Genomic DNA, 16695 nt, shown 5'->3' on the forward strand with positions numbered 1-16695 from the left:
CGATCAACTGCTTGTAACTCATGGTATCTACTCTTGTTTTTTGGCGATTACAGAGTACCACCAACAGGCAGTTGATCTCTTCTCACCGTTTAACCATGAGTGGTGCACTTATTATCTGAATTCGGGCCATCGTTAAACCAAGTCATAAAGTGCCAGTTATGATCAATTTCACCGACTGATTCAAGGTTAAAACTCGATAAATTTAATAGTTTTACCTCCGAGATTGCATCTTCATTGAAGCCAATTATCGCTAATTGTTTCTGGTTAGGTGATAAAGCGAGCTTGTAGGGCTTGAAATCATCATTTGGTTGAAGAATTTCGTAAGAATGGCCAGTAATCAAGTTATGTCGATATAGGCTTACATTACGGCTGTGTTCGGAACTGTTTTGATTTGCTAAATAGAAAAGGTTTTCTTGTTCATCTATAAAAAACAAGCTGTTCCAGGTTATATCTGTACGAGAAAAGAGTTTTTCTTCACTGATCACGTTCGCTTCTGTATCTAGTTGCAGTCGATTGAATGAAATACTCCCTTCATCTTGAAACGAATATACAAGCGTATTTGTATCTGTATCCCATGCAAGGTAGGTAAACGCTTTTAAGTCTGTACATAATTCTTTATATGAATTTAATTGTAAATCTTTGATTAAAAGCCTTCGCTTATTAGGACGATTGGTATTTTGTATATAAGCCATAAAACGCCCATCAGGACTAACTTGTAGGTAACGCTCTTTTTCATTGCTTGCAGTAATAGGCTTAAGATCTTCTAAAGAAATGTGTTTATCTTCGTTAAGGAAATTGAAAAGGAAGATAATGATAAACAAAGCAGGGATAATTAAGAGTGCTAGTTTTGTATTTTTTATCTGATGTATTTTTGCTAATGGAGTGCTCGTTTTTTCATCAGGAAAACGTATTTCAGCCTCGAGACTATAGCCCCGTTTTGGGTGTGTTTTTATAATGTGCTTTTCTTCATCGGATAACGCTTGTCTTAGCAAAGCAATATTTCTGCGAACTGAATTAGGACTGAAAATAGCTTGTGGCCAAACATTAGCAAAAAGCATTTCGGCTGATAACACTTGATGTGGTTTTTGCGAAAATACTTCAAGAAGTGCCATCACCTTAGGCTCTACAACAACAACTTTACCATCTGTTTGAATTTCGCCAGTCTCAAAATTAACTAAAGAGTCATTAAGAAAAAATTGTTTTGATAATTTACTTTCACTCAAGTTGATAGTTATCCATTTGTTATTATTAGTTATTTTCAGCTTAATTTTTTCTTAAGCTTTTCTTAATCATTACTTCATCGCTTTTTGTTATTCGCAAAAGTAAAAGTATCGAAAGGCCAAGCGCCATATTATTCAATAAACAATAAAAGGAATGTAAAGTGAAGCGATATTTACTAATGCTCATATTTTTTATGTGTTTTATTAGCCATAAAGCACATGCAATGAAAGAGTTAGACTATAACAAATTGGCAAGTCAATTTATTACGGTTTTAAACACTAAAGATTTAGATGAGATCGAAAAGTTTGTAGTAAAGAACTTCTCGCCAAATTCTCTTGCACGCTGGGAGGGTAAAGGTAAAGACCGTTATGTTGGGTATTCGATGAATGTTGCGCTTTTTCATGGAGAGTTGAGTGTTATTTCTACAGAACTTGATACGTCAACTAATCGCATCCGTCATATCAGTAAAGTTTATTCAAAGAATACAGATATGCAGCATCAAGTAGTGTTATTTTTTAATGATGACCAATTACAAGCAATAACAGGGTGGTCTATTGAAGAAACTCCACAAAACCAAGGTTCAAAAGGCTCTTTAACTGAGTCACAATTTATTGAAGAGATCAAAATCTATACTGATAAACTGGCGCAAAGAGGTAGCTTCTCTGGCACGGTATTACTTGCTAAAAATAATGACATTTTGTTCAGTGCTGCATATGGCTTTGCTTCACGTCGCTATGATGTGAAAAATAACTTAGAAACGAAGTTTCAAATTGGCTCAATGAACAAAATGTTTACTAGCGTCGCTATCTTACAGCTAATAGAAGCTGGCAAAGTATCGCTTGATGATCTGCTCACTAAATTTATTGATAAAAGCATTTTAGGGAAAGGTGATTTTAGCAAAATTAAGATTCGACACTTATTAAGCCATACATCAGGGGTAGGTAATATTTCTGGCTATGACGAGATACAAAATAAGGTGCGGTCTCTTAAAGATATCCAACATTTATACACTTCAATTGATGCTACATTTGAACCCGGAACTGAATGGCGTTACAGCAATACGGGTATGGTTCTACTTGGTCAGGTGATTGAGAATGTAACTGGTGAAAATTACTATGATTACATAAATGAAAATGTATATAAAAAAGCTAACATGCAACAAAGCGGAAGTTATGACTTAGATGTGCCTGTCAAAAATACTGCCCGTAATTATTGGTTTTCTGTCGAAACTGGTCAAGTAACTGAAAATTTGATGTTTCAATCGGTAAAAGGGGGACCTGCAGGCGGAGGTTATTCAACTGTAGGCGATTTACACAAATTCGCCATGGCAATGCAAAATGCTCAACTAGTAAGTCGTGAACTCTCTAATAAAGCCTTATCAGCAAAACCTGAGCTAAATGCACCAAACTGGGGATATGGTTTCTCTGTGAGAAGTTCAGCAGGGAATACAACTGTTGGTCATAATGGGTCCCATTTAGGCATGACAGCAAGGTTAAATATGTATCAAGAAAAAGGCTATATTCTAGTTGTTTTGGGGAATTTTCAATCTTCAGCATGGCCTGTTGTGGCAAAAGTAGATCAACTCATAAAGCGTTTGTAAAAATTCATTAAAAAGAGGGGCGTATTAAAGCCCCTTATGAACAACCTGCAAATCTATTATTGTTAAATTTAATAACAATGTAATGGTTTTACGTTGTGGTAGTGTTTGTGTCAGTAGGCTATATCCTGTTAAAAAAGCGTTTTAATTATATATGTAGCAATCGGTTAGTAACTTTGTTAAAACTGATCCTCTTAAATAACAGGTGTTAACATCACAAAGGAATACTGGTGCAAGGATATAAAATCAGCACAGATAAAACTGACCTCGATTTTGAAGTAATTTACGGTTTTATTTCAAAAAGCTATTGGGCGTCCGAAATACCAAGGCAGACGCTAGAAACAGCCATTTCAAACTCATTTTGTTTTGGTGTTTATGATAGCCAAGACTCTCAAATAGGTTTTGCCCGCCTTATAACAGACAAAGCAACATTTGCTTATCTTGCTGATGTATTCATAGTAGAGAGCCATCGTGGCAAAGGTTTGAGCAAGTGGCTTGTTGAAAGCATAGTGTCTCATCCCGAGCTTCAAGGTTTGAGGAGAATGGTATTGGCGACAAGAGATGCGCATGGTTTGTACACGCAATATGGTTTTCTACCAATTGAAAATCCAGAGATGTTTATGCAAATTTGGAATCCAAATGTTTACCATGATCTAGAAAAGTAACAACAATTTAAAGGTTATTTAAAGCCAACTACATTTAATTCGTGGTGAACTTAGCGTTTTATAGCAGTTTTATCATATACAGGCATTAGTAAATTTAAGGACAGAATTATGAAAACAGGAATTTTATCTATCGGGTTATTATTTTCATCAAATCTTGCTTTTGCTGATTGTAAAATAGCGCTTGAAGAAAGGTTAAAAGACGATTTGAACCTCACATACCAACAATTTGATCAGACATACGATGCTGGGTTTAGGTTATTAGAAAAATCAGGTTGCCATGCTGAAGCCGCAATTCTGATAAAACGTTTTATTTCTCATAATAATTCAAAAGAAAGCTCGTTAACGTGGCATTTAGCTCAAATGGAAGGCTTGGCGGGTGATTATCAACAAGCGGTTTTTCACGCTAAAAAAGTATTGGAACCGCATGAAGATTTAACTTCCTCAAAAATGTATTGGAATGACTTTGTGTTAGGAAACATTGCTTTTTGGAATAAAGATAAAGAAAAGCTAAAAAACACATAGCAAATATAGAAAAAGGGCAAAGTTTTAAACCTAACCAGATAAACCTGAACTACCTGAATCAGTTACTCAAAAACTTTGATTTAAGTTACAAACAAGCATTGTCTGTGTAGCTATGAATTACTGAGACTTCAACCTATTTGATTTTAACTTTATAAAGATTCTTTATCATAATTATGCGAAATGTATCTAAAATTCATCTATTGGTAACACTTATATTAGTAGTGTTTTCATTTAAGCCACTTGCAAAAGAGCAGTCAGCTGATTTCGAGGTAATTAACCTTGCCGATGACTTTTATTCTTTATATCAGTCAAGCAAGACGTTGACTGCAGAAAATAGAGCAGAGCAGTTTTCTGAACATTTCACCTCTCAATTTGCGCCTTTTTATAGTGATAAAAGCTTTGTTAAAGCTATTGAGGGTTTCAGTGGTGTAGAAGAAGTATATTTATCAAAAAATAGGCGTTTATCTAAAGATTTAAACAGCAGTATGGAATCATTTATTGCTACTTTCCCTGATTTCAAATCTGAAACCCCCATTTACATACTTCACTCATTAGGAAGGTTCAATGGGGCAACGCGAGAGTTAAATGGTAAATCTTACTTAATGTTTGGTGTAGACCTTATGGCCAAATATCATACCTGGAAAAACGATACGCCATTTTTTCATCATGAGTTATTTCATGTTTATCATGAAAAATTATTTCACTGTAAGGATGAGTTATGGTGCTCGATTTGGACAGAGGGTTTAGCTACTTACGTTTCACATCAGTTAAACCCGTCTTCGAATAATGATGAATTGATGCTAAACATACCTAACAATATGGTTGAAAACGTAAGCTCCAGACTTCTTTATTCTCTTACTGATCTTAAGAAAAAGTATTACTCTAGGAACCCTGATATATATTCTTCATTTTTTAATTTCAGTAATGATGAGACAAAGCTGCCATACCGAAGAGGTTATTACCTAGGGTATATTTTAGCTAAAGAAATTGGCAAAAATTACACCTTAGAAGAATTGGCGAAATTGGATAAAAATACCGTAGAGAAACTATTACTGAATGAGCTTGACTCATTAATAGAATCGCAAAAATAAAAACTAATGACACATAAACGACAAAACCCAGCCGAAGCTGGGTTTTGAGACAACACAATTCTGTGAGAACTTATAACGCTAAGTTCTTTTTAGCACGAGTTAAGTTGTGCTCTACTAACTCGTTACCTGAAATTTGTACTGCTTCGTAAAAGTCAGACAATGCAGCAGTGTCGTTTTCAGACATGATGCGAGCAACACCACGGTTACTTAACGTAAACGATGTTAATTCGCGACGTTTATAGCTAGGTACTTTACTTGTACTTAGTAAGCTGATTGCTTTTGAGCAAAGTGTTTCAGCTTCAGAGAATTTTTTCTCTTTAACACTTAAAGCACAGTCATTAAATGCTTGTTCGTATTGACGGTTTTCTGCAATATCAGCAGTGATAGATTGGTCAATTACCATCAATTTGTAGTCACTCTGATCAGCCACTGCCATAGCTGAACAAGTTAATAAAGAGCTAAGTGCAACGCGTTTCATAAGTGTACTAAACATAATCTTTTCCTCTATTTGAATCGGTATCAATCGCCGACAAATGAACTTTAATTGAACAGCGAAAATTCAACAAACGATAAAAAATGACGTAATAGATGAAGAAATTTAACCTATAGACTTTAGTCTAATGTAGTGAGTTAGTCTTAAAGCCGTCAGCCGTCAGCCGTCAGCCGTCAGCCGTCAGCCGTCAGCCGTCAGCCGTCAGCCGTCTGATGTGACCCCGATAAAGTAGACACGGGGTTTAAATAGCTAAAGTTTACGCTAACGAACAATAAAGGGGCTGAGTATGCAAAACAAACAAATTGTTGTTTATTAATGACTGAATCGGTACTTTAAGGTGGTATGTATAGTTGATGACTTAATTTATTTAGAATAAGCGTATAACCATGAAACTGATATTTGCGTTGTTACTTTTAGGGCCTGTTATTGCCAATGCAGCTGAAGATAAAGTTGCTGTTTATCTTAATTTTGAGCAGGCTTATTTGAGCAACGATGTATCTTTGTTTACGCCATTATTAAGTAAAAACTATACGATTAGACAAACATTGCATATTCCAGGCATAGGGTCAGATACTGTACCAGTTACTAAAGCTCAGTTACTTCAGGGCATGAAGCAAAACCCAAAGCCTAGTTCATTGCCACGCTCAAAAGCTGAATCAGTTAAAATAGAAACAATTTCAAAACAGCAATTCTGTGCAAGTTCACAAACTTTAGATCAAGTCGTAGTAGCAGGTAAAAACTACGAAGAGAAGGAACTACGCAAAGCCTGTTTTAAACATGAAAATAACCGTTATGAAGCAATATCACATACTATCGATGTTTATTACCGAGAGCTTTAATAGACATAGTTATAGATTCAGAAATTTCCGTGTATCAAATAAACGTACTAACTGATATTAATTACGGATAAACCCTATAAATGAGATAAGGACATAAATATGTACAAACAGTTAGGTTTAGTAGCAGGCGTATTTTTAGCATCAACAAGTTGTTTCGCAGCTGATAGTTTTCAAGTAGAAACATCAGTTTATAAAGCGAATGAGCTACTAGCATCACCAGTAATGCTGGTGGAAGAGAAGCAACCTGCAACCATTTCGGTTGGCGATTCTTTTAACTATGAAGTTACAGTGATACCACAAAAAGAGAATACGGCGGCAATAGAAACATCTATCACGCTCACTGGAAGATCTTTTACACCTTCTTTTATTGTGGAGTATGGTAAACAAGCGTCTTTTGAAATTGGTGAAAATAAAGTAAGTATTTTAGTAACCAAGTCTAAAAGCTAAATTAGCAATAAAAGACCCTCAATGAAGTTGAGGGTCGTTATTATTTGTTATTTTAGATGTTTAAAAGTATCAATCATCCATTTAATAAACAGCTCTAGCTGTGCATTTGTTTCGCTAGGGTCATGTTGCACTAAGTAGTATTTGTCTTTGGTTTTTAATGGCATATCAGTGAAATTAAATAGCCATTGCTCATCAAACCAAGTCTGACTAATAGGTAAGGGGATTAGGGCAATACCCATACCCTGTTGCGCTGCACGTGCCACACCAAACATACTATCAACCTGAATAATTTGCTTTGGTGCGAAGTCTTCTACACCGGCATGTTCTGCCCATTGATGCCAAGCCCAAGGACGCGCTTTGTGAAGTATAAGAGGTACTTCGTTTAAGGCCTGAAATGGGTTTTCTTGCCATGCTTGCCAGTTTTCTTTATTACATGCTGGTGTATACGATAGCGAAAACAGCTCATGTACAACGCCTTCATGCGGTTTAGATGAAGATAATACAATCGACAAATCGCTTTGCTTAGTCAGCTCTTTACGCGTTTTTAATGTATTAAGCTGTAAGTTAGTATTCGGGTGTTCACTAGTCCATTCGCTTAGCTTCGGCATTAAAAGTTCACTGGCGAAAAATTCAGGTAGTGTGATGCTAATAGTCACATTCTCTTGTAATTGACTAAACTCGTTGATGGTTTTTTCAAGCGCTTTTATAAGCGGTGACACAGAGTCATAAAAATTCTTACCTGCAGCTGTCAGGCGAATTGAGCGGGTTTGACGTTCAAACAGTTCAATACCCAATTGTTCTTCTAATTGTTTGATCTGATGGCTTACGGCAGAAGGCGTAAGGTAAAGTTGGTTTGCCGCATCTTTAAAACTAAGAGTACGTGCAGCAAAACAAAATGAGCGTAAGCCACGAATAGGTGTTTGCATAGTTAATTTCAGTAAGTCTCAATAGCGCTTGTTAGTTAATTAACTGCTAAGCAATTATTATCCCAAAATGTAAAAAGTAAGAGAGTAAAAAATAAATATAGCTAATCTTTGCATAAACGCATAAAAAACATTCGGTAATTGATTGTTTAATCTACTTTTATTGTGGATTGTGAATTTTACCATTTTTCTGAAACAGGTAACACCCTAAGCTTCAAAGACTTTCACCTCACAAAGTTAGGGCATTTTAAACCATTTGTGTGACAAATTGGTGCAAAAGTTCTGTAGCTAAGAGATAAAAAAAATCCCTCTTGCGAGGGATTTTGGGTAACTCAGCGCCATTGGCACTGGGAATGAGGTCGGTACATGGGATGATACCAATCGACTTAAATACTTAGTCATTCTAGCGTGCTAAATAAAGCGCTAACTGCGTTAGAAATTTCTAATGTAGAGTAACTACACGTCTAAATTTCTGCCTTGTTATCACTCTATTTTTCCGTCGCTATAAATGCCTAATAACTCAACACGACTGGTATGAGTGGTTTAAAAAACCATCTCTGGAACATCACCTTCAACAAGCAATTTGCCTGCCGTTTTGCTAATAATTTCATCTACTGACACGCCCGGAGCGCGTTCAATTAGATGAAATGCGCCGTCTTTAACTTCTAGTACGGCCAAATCAGTTACGATTTTCTTTACACAGTTAACCCCAGTTAGCGGTAAAGTGCAACTTTCTAATAACTTAGAGTCACCATGCTTGCTTGCATGAGTCATCGTAACAATAATATTCTTCGCGCCAGCAACGAGGTCCATCGCGCCACCCATGCCTTTAATTAGCTTCTTTGGGATCATCCACGATGCGATGTTACCGTTCTGATCAACTTCAAATGCACCTAATACTGTTAAGTCTACATGACCACCCCGTATCATGGCAAAACTATCTGCACTATTAAATATTGCTGCACCTGTGGCTGCTGTCACGGTTTCTTTACCCGCATTGATCATATCTGCATCAACTTGGTCTTTAGTTGGGTACGCACCCATACCTAGTAGGCCATTCTCAGACTGTAGCATGACTTCAATACCTTCTGGTACATAATTAGCTACTAGAGTAGGGATACCAATACCTAGATTAACGTAATAACCGTCTTGTAGTTCTTGTGCAACACGCATTGCAACTTGTTCACGTGATAATGCCATTTGAATGCTCCTTAATCGCGAGTTGTTACACGTTCAATGCGTTTTTCAAAGTTACCTTTGATCACGCGATTAACATAAATACCTGGGGTATGAATTTGGCTTGGCTCAAGTTCTCCAGGCTCAACAATCTCTTCTACTTCAGCAACAGTGATTTTACCTGCTGTCGCGGCCATCGGGTTGAAGTTCATTGCTGTGTGGCGAAATACAAGGTTACCGTAGCGGTCGGCTTTCCATGCTTTAACAATGGCAAACTCGCCAGTAATTGATTCTTCTAAGATATACGGGCGACCATCAAATTCTTTGACTTCTTTACCTTCGGCAACCGGAGTACCGTAACCTGTAGCGGTATAAAACGCGGGAATACCCGCACCACCAGCACGCATCTTCTCAGCCAGTGTCCCTTGTGGTGTTAAAACAACATCAATTTCGCCATCGAGTAGTTGTTTTTCGAAAAGGGCATTTTCACCCACATAAGAAGCGATGATTTTTTTAATTTGCTTATCGTGAAGTAAAACACCTAAACCAAAATCATCAACACCGCAGTTGTTCGAAACAACGGTTAGATTTTTAGTCTGTTTACGCTTAATTTCACTGATAAGTCCCTCAGGAATACCACACAAGCCAAAGCCACCAGCGATAATAGTATCGCCATCTTTTAAACCTTCCATTGCAGCTTCATAACTTGAAACCACTTTATCGAAACCGGCCATGAGCCTACTCCTTAATTATTCTGAGTGTTCTTTAGAGCAAGTGATACCTTGCTGACAGGTTGTTTATTTAATGCACTGCAAATAGCCCAACCAGCTTTTGCCAGTCTTTCTAAATCAATTCCATGCTCTATGCCAAGCCCTTGCAGTAAGTAAACTACATCTTCAGTGGCAACATTTCCTGACGCGCCTTTGGCATAAGGGCAACCACCAAGGCCTGCAACAGCACTGTCAACCGTTGCTATACCGCGGCTTAGGGCGGTGTAAATATTTGTGAGCGCTTGCCCGTAGGTGTCGTGAAAATGTACAGCGAGTTTTGATTTATCAATATGTTGCAAAAGTAAATCTAATAATTCATCGACTTTTTTCGCCGTACCCACACCAATGGTGTCACCTAGGCTAATTTCGTAACAGCCAAGCTCAAGTAATCTTTGTGATACTTTTAATACATCATTGTAGTCGACATCACCTTGATATGGGCAACCCATAACGCAGCTCACATAACCTCTAACACGAATGTTATTCGCTTTGGCAAAAGCCATCACATCTTTAAAGCGATCAATACTTTCATCAATAGAGCAGTTAATGTTCTTTTGACAAAACGCTTCACTTGCCGCTGTAAAGATAGCAAATTCTTGAATGTCGACTTGTTTTGCTGCTTCTGCACCCCGTAAATTTGGGGTGAGGGCACTTAAGTTAACATTAGGCAAATTTAACGCGCTAATTACATCGCTTGAGTCAGCCATTTGTGGCACCCATTTAGGTGACACAAATGCGCCTGCTTCAATATCTTTAAGGCCAGCATCTGCAAGGGCGTTGATAAGAGCGACTTTATCTTGAGTACTAACGGCTGCTTCATTTTGCAAACCGTCTCTGGCGCCAACTTCTACAATGCGAACAAAATCAGGAAACTGTGCCATTACGCCTCCGGCTCTTCTACAATCGCGAGCATATCACCGTGACTCACCAGTTCACCTTCAGCAAAGCAATAGCTCGTTAATACACCATTATGCGGGGCATTGAGTGTGTATTCCATTTTCATAGCTTCAATAATGACGACCGCATCACCTTTAGCAACCGTACTACCCACCTCAACCAAATGCTTAACAACAGTACCATTGAGTGGCGCAGCAAGTGGTAGTGCATCACTTTCGTGTTCACTAATATAGTGTTTATCAATCAGCTCTAGCACTGTTTGTTGTGCTTTGTACATCACTGTGATGTGAGAGTCTGTTTGATTGATATGAGCTACGATTTTTTCGCCATTAACAACTAAGTTTGCAAGGCCATTTTCAACCTTGCCCGAGGTTGTATAGTCAACTCCATCTAGGCTGATTTTAAAGCCTTCTGAGGTCTTAATAGCATGAACGTTAAAATCTACAAACGGAATTGTTGTTTTAGCGTCACTGTTAAGCATAAAGCCTGTTAATTGTTGCCATGGGCTGCTGTTTTCACCTTTTAGTTGATGTGCATACACATAGGCTGCTACAACGGTCGCAATAACAGACTGTTGCTCGTTTTTAGCAACAAGGCGCTCACCTTGGTCTTCAATAAAGTGCGTATCGGGTGCACCTGCTTGAAAAGTTGGGTGGTTAGCAAGATTATGTAAGAAATTAACGTTACAGCTAAAACCTGATAGGTGGAATTGCTCTAATGCTTTTGATAAACGCCCAAGCGCAGCCTCACGGTTATCGTCATGAACAATTAACTTAGCAATCATAGGGTCGTAGAATGGGCTGATTTCATCACCCGCTGCAATCCCTGTATCTATACGTACAAATTCAGATTCGTTCGGTGTAAATAGGGCATCAATGTGGCCAGAACAAGGAATAAAGTCATTACTTGGATCTTCAGCATAAATACGCGCTTCAAAGCTGTGACCTTGCAGTTGAATATCTGCTTGGCTAAGTGGTAATGCTTCACCTGCCGCAATGTTGATTTGCCAATTCACCAAATCAACACCAGTAACCATTTCTGTTACTGGGTGCTCTACTTGTAAACGGGTGTTCATTTCCATGAAGAAGAATTCATCACCACAAAGTAAAAACTCAACCGTACCTGCACCGCGATAGTTAATCGCTTGGGCACAACGTACCGCAGCTTCACCCATTTCTTTACGAAGTGCATCAGATAAACCCGGAGCAGGGGCTTCTTCAATTACTTTTTGGTGACGACGCTGTAAAGAGCAGTCACGGTCGCCTAAGTACACACAGTTACCATGGCTATCTGCAAAAACTTGTACTTCAACATGGCGAGGTTTAGTGACGTAGCGCTCTAACAGTACTAAATCGTTACCAAAGCCGGCTTTTGCTTCACGTTTTGCGCCTTCAAGAGCACTGATAAAGTCTTTTGCGTGTTCAACAACTCGCATACCTTTACCACCGCCACCAAAAGCCGCTTTAATCAGTACCGGATAACCAATTTTTTCAGCTTCAGCTTGTAAGAACTCAGTATCTTGATTGTCACCATAATAACCAGGTACTAAAGGTACATTCGCTTGGTGCATAATTTCTTTAGCGCGGGTTTTTGAACCCATGGCTTCAATGCTTGATGCTGGTGGGCCAATAAAGGCGATATCATTTTTCTCACACGCGAGCGCAAAGTCACAGTTCTCAGATAAAAAACCATAACCTGGATGAATACAATCAACACCTGCTTGTTTTGCAACATCGATGATTTTGTCTGCCACTAAGTATGAGTCTTTACTTGGTGCAGAACCAATATGGTACGCCTCATCAGCAAGCTTTACGTGCTGAGCATGTTTATCTGCATCTGAGTAAACTGCAACCGTTGTTAAGCCCATTTGCTTTGCTGTACGCATAACTCGGCAGGCAATTTCACCACGGTTGGCAACGAGAATTTTTTTCAATGATTTTGTTGTCATAATGGTTCCTATTTCTGCCAGTTAGGGGCGCGTTTTTCAAAAAATGCAGTCAGACCTTCTTGGCCTTCTTCAGATACACGAATGCGTGCAATGCGCTCTGCGGTTAACTCAATAAGTGCATCATCTATTACGTTGCCAGCGACATCATTGATTAGCTGCTTTGCTGCTTTAACGGCAATAGGGCCATTGTTCACAAGGTTTTGTAAGTGTTTATCGAGCGCTGTTTGTAAATCGCCGGTGATCTGGTGAATTAAACCCAGTTGCTTAGCTGTATGCGCGTCAAAAATCTCTGCCGTTAAAAAATAACGACGTGCAGCGCGCTCACCAATAGCTTTAATGACATAAGGGCTGATAACTGCAGGAATAAGACCAAGCTTTACTTCACTTAAGCAAAACTGTGCATCGTCTTGGCAAATTGCGATATCACAACACGCAATCAAGCCTAACGCACCGCCAAATGCAGCACCTTGTACAGCACAAATTGTTGGATGTGGGCTTGTAGCAAGGACTTTCATAAGCTTTGCTAGCTGCATAGAGTCCGCTAAGTTTTCAGCAAAGTCATTGCCTGCCATCGACTTCATCCAGTTTAAATCAGCGCCAGCAGAGAAGTGCTTACCTTCGGTTTTTAAAACCAGTGCGCGCACATCACAGCTATTTGCGTGTTCAATTAAACGGATCAGTTCACTGATGACTTCTTCGTTAAATGCATTGTGTTTTTCAGGGCGACTTAGTACCAGTACAGCCACATTTGATTTTGTTATTTCGAGTGTTACTGACATAAGGCCTCCATTACATTCTAAATACGCCGAACTGCGAATCGCGCTCTGGTGCATTTTTAGCTGCACTTAAGGCAAGCCCCAATACATTGCGGGTATCAGCAGGATCGATAATGCCATCATCCCAAAGGCGGGCACTGGCGTAATATGGATGACCTTGTTTTTCGTATTGCTCGATAATTGGCTTTTTAAACTCACTGACTTGCTCATCAGTCATGCTTTCGCCTTTACGGGCTAAACCGTCTTGTTTAACTTGTGCAAGAACGCCAGCTGCTTGTTCACCACCCATTACAGAGATACGGGCGTTTGGCCACATCCACATCATGGTTGGTTCGAATGCACGACCACACATACCGTAGTTACCTGCACCATACGAGCCACCAATTAATACGGTGAATTTTGGTACATCAGCACATGACACAGCGGTTACCATTTTCGCACCATGCTTGGCGATGCCTTCGGCTTCGTATTTTTTACCAACCATAAAGCCAGTAATATTTTGTAAAAACACCAAAGGAATTTTGCGTTGCGCACATAGTTGAATAAAGTGCGCGCCTTTTTGCGCCGATTCACTAAATAAAATGCCGTTGTTGGCAACAATACCGACAGAGTGACCAAATATTTTTGCAAAGCCGGTTACTAATGTTTCGCCAAAGTATCGTTTAAATTCATCAAATGATGAATCATCAACAACACGAGCAATTACTTCGCGTACATCAAATGGCTTTTTAAGGTCGGTACCCACAATGCCGTAAATTTCGTTAATGTCGTAACGCGGTGGTTTAACATCATCAAGTAACGGTGCAGTAGGGCGCTGATAGTTAATTCGTTCAATACATTGGCGCGCAATCGAAAGCGCATGAGCATCGTTTTCAGCATAGTGATCGGCAACACCTGATGTTTTACAGTGAACATCAGCACCACCGAGCTCTTCTGCACTAACTTCTTCACCCGTAGCCGCTTTAACCAGTGGCGGGCCTGCTAAGAAAATTGTGCCTTGCTCTTTTACGATAATACTTTCATCAGCCATCGCTGGTACATAAGCACCACCTGCAGTACATAAACCCATTACGACTGCAATTTGTGGAATGCCTTTACCAGACATACGTGCCTGATTATAGAAAATACGGCCAAAATGTAATTTATCTGGGAATACATCATCTTGTTCAGGCAGGTTTGCACCGCCTGAATCAACTAAATAAATACACGGTAAATGACAACGCTCTGCGATATCTTGGGCGCGTAGATGTTTTTTCACCGTTAACGGAAAGTAAGTACCGCCTTTTACGGTTGCATCATTGGCGATGATCATACATTCAACGCCTTTCACACGACCAATACCGGCAACAACACCGGCACAAGGAATGGCTTGTTCATACACGCCAAAGGCTGCAAATTGTGAAATCTCTAAAAATGGCGAGCCTTCATCAAGTAGCGTTTCAATACGGTCACGAACAAACAACTTACCACGGCCTTGGTGGCGCTCAATCAGGGCAGGGCCACCGCCTAAACGGATATCAGCTACTTTTTCACGTAAGTCAGTTACGAGTGCTGCCATGTTGTCGTGATTTTGCAAAAATTGCGGATCGTGTGGATTTACACTCGATTTTAAAATCGTCATAACAAGGTCCTATCGGCTTTCAGTGAATAATTCGCGACCAATTAGCATGCGGCGGATTTCAGAGGTACCTGCGCCAATTTCATACAGTTTTGCATCACGTAATAAACGACCTGTTGCGTATTCGTTGATATAACCATTACCCCCTAAGATTTGAATAGCATCAAGGGCCATCTTAGTTGCCAGCTCTGCGGCATATAAAATTGCGCCAGCGGCATCTTTACGCGTTGTTTCGCCGCGGTCACATGCACGAGCTACCGTGTAAACATAAGAACGAGCAGCATTCATTTGCGTGTACATATCAGCGATTTTGCCTTGAATAAGCTGGAACTGACCAATTGGGCTATCAAATTGTTTACGCTCATGAATATATGGAACCACAATGTCCATACATGCTTGCATAATGCCAAGCGGGCCTGCCGCTAAAACAACACGCTCATAATCTAGGCCACTCATAAGTACTTTTACGCCTTCGTTTAAGTTACCTAGAATGTTTTCTGCTGGTACTTCGCAGTTCTCAAACACTAATTCACAGGTGTTAGAGCCACGCATACCAAGTTTGTCTAGCTTTTGCGCAGTAGAGAATCCCGGAGTGTTACGTTCAACGATGAACGCTGTGATGCCTTTAGGGCCGGCATTTAAATCTGTTTTTGCGTAGATAACAAAGGTATCGGCATCTGGACCATTAGTGATCCACATTTTGTTACCGTTAAGTACAAATACATCGCCTTTTTTCTCAGCTTTTAATTTCATTGATACAACATCAGAACCCGCATTTGGCTCACTCATCGCAAGGGCACCAATGTGCTCACCACTAATAAGTTTTGGTAAGTACTTTTCTTTTTGTGCTTGTGACCCATTACGGTTAATTTGGTTAACACATAAGTTTGAATGAGCACCATAACTTAAACCAATCGATGCACTTGCACGGCTAATTTCTTCCATTGCGATTACATGCTCAAGATAACCAAGGCCAGCACCGCCAAATTCTTCAGGCACTGTCATACCTAATAAACCCATTTCGCCAAGTTGTGGCCAAAGTTGATTAGGGAAGGCATTGTCTAAATCTGTTTGTTCTGCAAGTGGGGCGATTTCTTGGCTGGCAAAGCTATTAACGTGATCGCGGATCATGTCTGCTGTTTCGCCAAGTCCGAAGTTCATTTCTTTGTATAGTGAAATAGTGCTCATAATGTGTGTTCCTGTGAGAGTCTGTTGACGAGATTGTTGTCAGGTTATTCGTCTAAATTATTAAGGGTTTCACGACAGCGGCGTTCTGCTGTAACCAATTCCATCAGTACAACTTTAATGTCGTCCATTTGTTGGCTTAGGTCCGCTTTTTTCTCTGCGATAAGGTCAAGCATAGTCACTAGCTGTTTAGCGCTTGATTTATCAGCATCGTAAAGTTCAAACAAACGACCCGTTTCAGCCAAGGTAAAACCTAAGCGTTTACCGCGTAGAATAAGTTTTAGTCTTACTTTGTCGCGTTTTGAATAAATACGGGTTTGACCATTGCGCTCAGGTGATATCAGACCTTGGTCTTCGTAAAAGCGGATAGAGCGGGTGGTAATATCAAATTCTTTTGCTAGTTCGCTGATACTAAACGTTTGCTCATTGCTAGCAGGTTCAACTGCTGCGCTTTCAAAGTTTGTTTGATTGTCTTGTTTCATGATTTATTTACCTCATTCGAATAACTCCAATATAAGTGAAGTTTA

17 protein-coding genes are annotated in these 16695 nt (G+C 39.5%); 6 read left to right on the forward strand and 11 right to left on the reverse strand.

All coding sequences use genetic code 11. The features are described from left to right. Nucleotides 1-89 precede the first annotated feature (89 nt). Complete coding sequence (locus NH454_RS13430; RefSeq protein ID WP_253039354.1) at nt 90-1223, reverse strand: winged helix-turn-helix domain-containing protein; 1134 nt, start codon at nt 1221-1223, stop codon at nt 90-92. A 221-nt stretch (nt 1224-1444) separates the two neighbouring features. Between NH454_RS13430 and NH454_RS13435 the strand changes: the two genes are divergently transcribed. The 4 genes from NH454_RS13435 (at nt 1445) to NH454_RS13450 (ending at nt 5096) form a co-directional block, all read left to right on the forward strand. Continuing rightward, on the forward strand, nt 1445-2821 hold the full coding sequence (locus NH454_RS13435) for a serine hydrolase domain-containing protein (protein WP_253039355.1): 1377 nt from the start codon (nt 1445-1447) through the stop codon (nt 2819-2821). A gap of 227 nt (nt 2822-3048) precedes the next feature. Beyond that, nucleotides 3049-3483, forward strand: coding sequence for a GNAT family N-acetyltransferase (locus NH454_RS13440; protein ID WP_235382089.1), 435 nt, complete (start codon nt 3049-3051; stop codon nt 3481-3483). A gap of 108 nt (nt 3484-3591) precedes the next feature. Further along, nucleotides 3592-4005, forward strand: a complete 414-nt coding sequence (locus NH454_RS13445) for a hypothetical protein (RefSeq protein WP_235382090.1) — start codon at nt 3592-3594, stop codon at nt 4003-4005. A gap of 173 nt (nt 4006-4178) precedes the next feature. Continuing rightward, on the forward strand, nt 4179-5096 hold the full coding sequence (locus tag NH454_RS13450; protein WP_253039356.1) for a DUF5700 domain-containing putative Zn-dependent protease: 918 nt from the start codon (nt 4179-4181) through the stop codon (nt 5094-5096). A gap of 70 nt (nt 5097-5166) precedes the next feature. Here the strand turns inward: NH454_RS13450 and NH454_RS13455 are convergent, their stop codons facing one another. Further along, nucleotides 5167-5589, reverse strand: coding sequence for a hypothetical protein (locus NH454_RS13455; protein WP_135924653.1), 423 nt, complete (start codon nt 5587-5589; stop codon nt 5167-5169). Between the two features lie 386 nt (nt 5590-5975). Here NH454_RS13455 and NH454_RS13460 point away from each other — a divergent pair, with 386 nt between their 5' ends. After that, nucleotides 5976-6428 (forward strand): hypothetical protein, encoded by a 453-nt coding sequence (locus NH454_RS13460; protein ID WP_135924651.1) that lies wholly within the window; start codon nt 5976-5978, stop codon nt 6426-6428. A 99-nt stretch (nt 6429-6527) separates the two neighbouring features. Next, nucleotides 6528-6875, forward strand: coding sequence for a hypothetical protein (locus NH454_RS13465; RefSeq protein ID WP_235382092.1), 348 nt, complete (start codon nt 6528-6530; stop codon nt 6873-6875). Between the two features lie 47 nt (nt 6876-6922). Here NH454_RS13465 and NH454_RS13470 read toward each other — a convergent pair whose 3' ends face one another. The 9 genes from NH454_RS13470 to NH454_RS13510 form a co-directional block, all read right to left on the reverse strand. Beyond that, nucleotides 6923-7801 carry a LysR family transcriptional regulator gene (locus NH454_RS13470; RefSeq protein WP_135924646.1) on the reverse strand — a complete coding sequence of 293 codons (879 nt, stop codon included), beginning with the start codon at nt 7799-7801 and terminating at the stop codon, nt 6923-6925. Between the two features lie 540 nt (nt 7802-8341). Then, nucleotides 8342-8998 carry a 3-oxoacid CoA-transferase subunit B gene (locus NH454_RS13475; RefSeq protein WP_062564432.1) on the reverse strand — a complete coding sequence of 219 codons (657 nt, stop codon included), beginning with the start codon at nt 8996-8998 and terminating at the stop codon, nt 8342-8344. A gap of 11 nt (nt 8999-9009) precedes the next feature. Next, on the reverse strand, nt 9010-9708 hold the full coding sequence (locus NH454_RS13480; protein ID WP_199526468.1) for a CoA transferase subunit A: 699 nt from the start codon (nt 9706-9708) through the stop codon (nt 9010-9012). 11 nt (nt 9709-9719) lie between these two features. Further along, nucleotides 9720-10625, reverse strand: coding sequence for a hydroxymethylglutaryl-CoA lyase (locus tag NH454_RS13485; protein WP_235382093.1), 906 nt, complete (start codon nt 10623-10625; stop codon nt 9720-9722). Then, entirely contained in the window at nt 10625-12589 is a 1965-nt protein-coding gene (locus NH454_RS13490; RefSeq protein ID WP_235382094.1) for an acetyl/propionyl/methylcrotonyl-CoA carboxylase subunit alpha, read from the reverse strand. Before NH454_RS13490 ends, NH454_RS13485 begins: the two co-directional genes overlap by 1 nt. Nucleotides 12590-12597: 8 nt before the next feature. Next, complete coding sequence (locus NH454_RS13495; RefSeq protein WP_054553800.1) at nt 12598-13368, reverse strand: enoyl-CoA hydratase/isomerase family protein; 771 nt, start codon at nt 13366-13368, stop codon at nt 12598-12600. A 10-nt stretch (nt 13369-13378) separates the two neighbouring features. Continuing rightward, nucleotides 13379-14986 carry a carboxyl transferase domain-containing protein gene (locus NH454_RS13500; RefSeq protein ID WP_235382095.1) on the reverse strand — a complete coding sequence of 536 codons (1608 nt, stop codon included), beginning with the start codon at nt 14984-14986 and terminating at the stop codon, nt 13379-13381. Nucleotides 14987-14995: 9 nt separating this feature from the next. Further along, nucleotides 14996-16171 (reverse strand): isovaleryl-CoA dehydrogenase, encoded by a 1176-nt coding sequence (locus tag NH454_RS13505; RefSeq protein WP_135924632.1) that lies wholly within the window; start codon nt 16169-16171, stop codon nt 14996-14998. A 44-nt stretch (nt 16172-16215) separates the two neighbouring features. Then, nucleotides 16216-16650, reverse strand: a complete 435-nt coding sequence (locus NH454_RS13510; protein ID WP_036968456.1) for a MerR family DNA-binding transcriptional regulator — start codon at nt 16648-16650, stop codon at nt 16216-16218. Nucleotides 16651-16695: the final 45 nt, after the last annotated feature.

The sequence above is a fragment of the Pseudoalteromonas sp. Ps84H-4 genome (assembly GCF_024124645.1).
GTDB lineage: Bacteria > Pseudomonadota > Gammaproteobacteria > Enterobacterales > Alteromonadaceae > Pseudoalteromonas > Pseudoalteromonas lipolytica_C.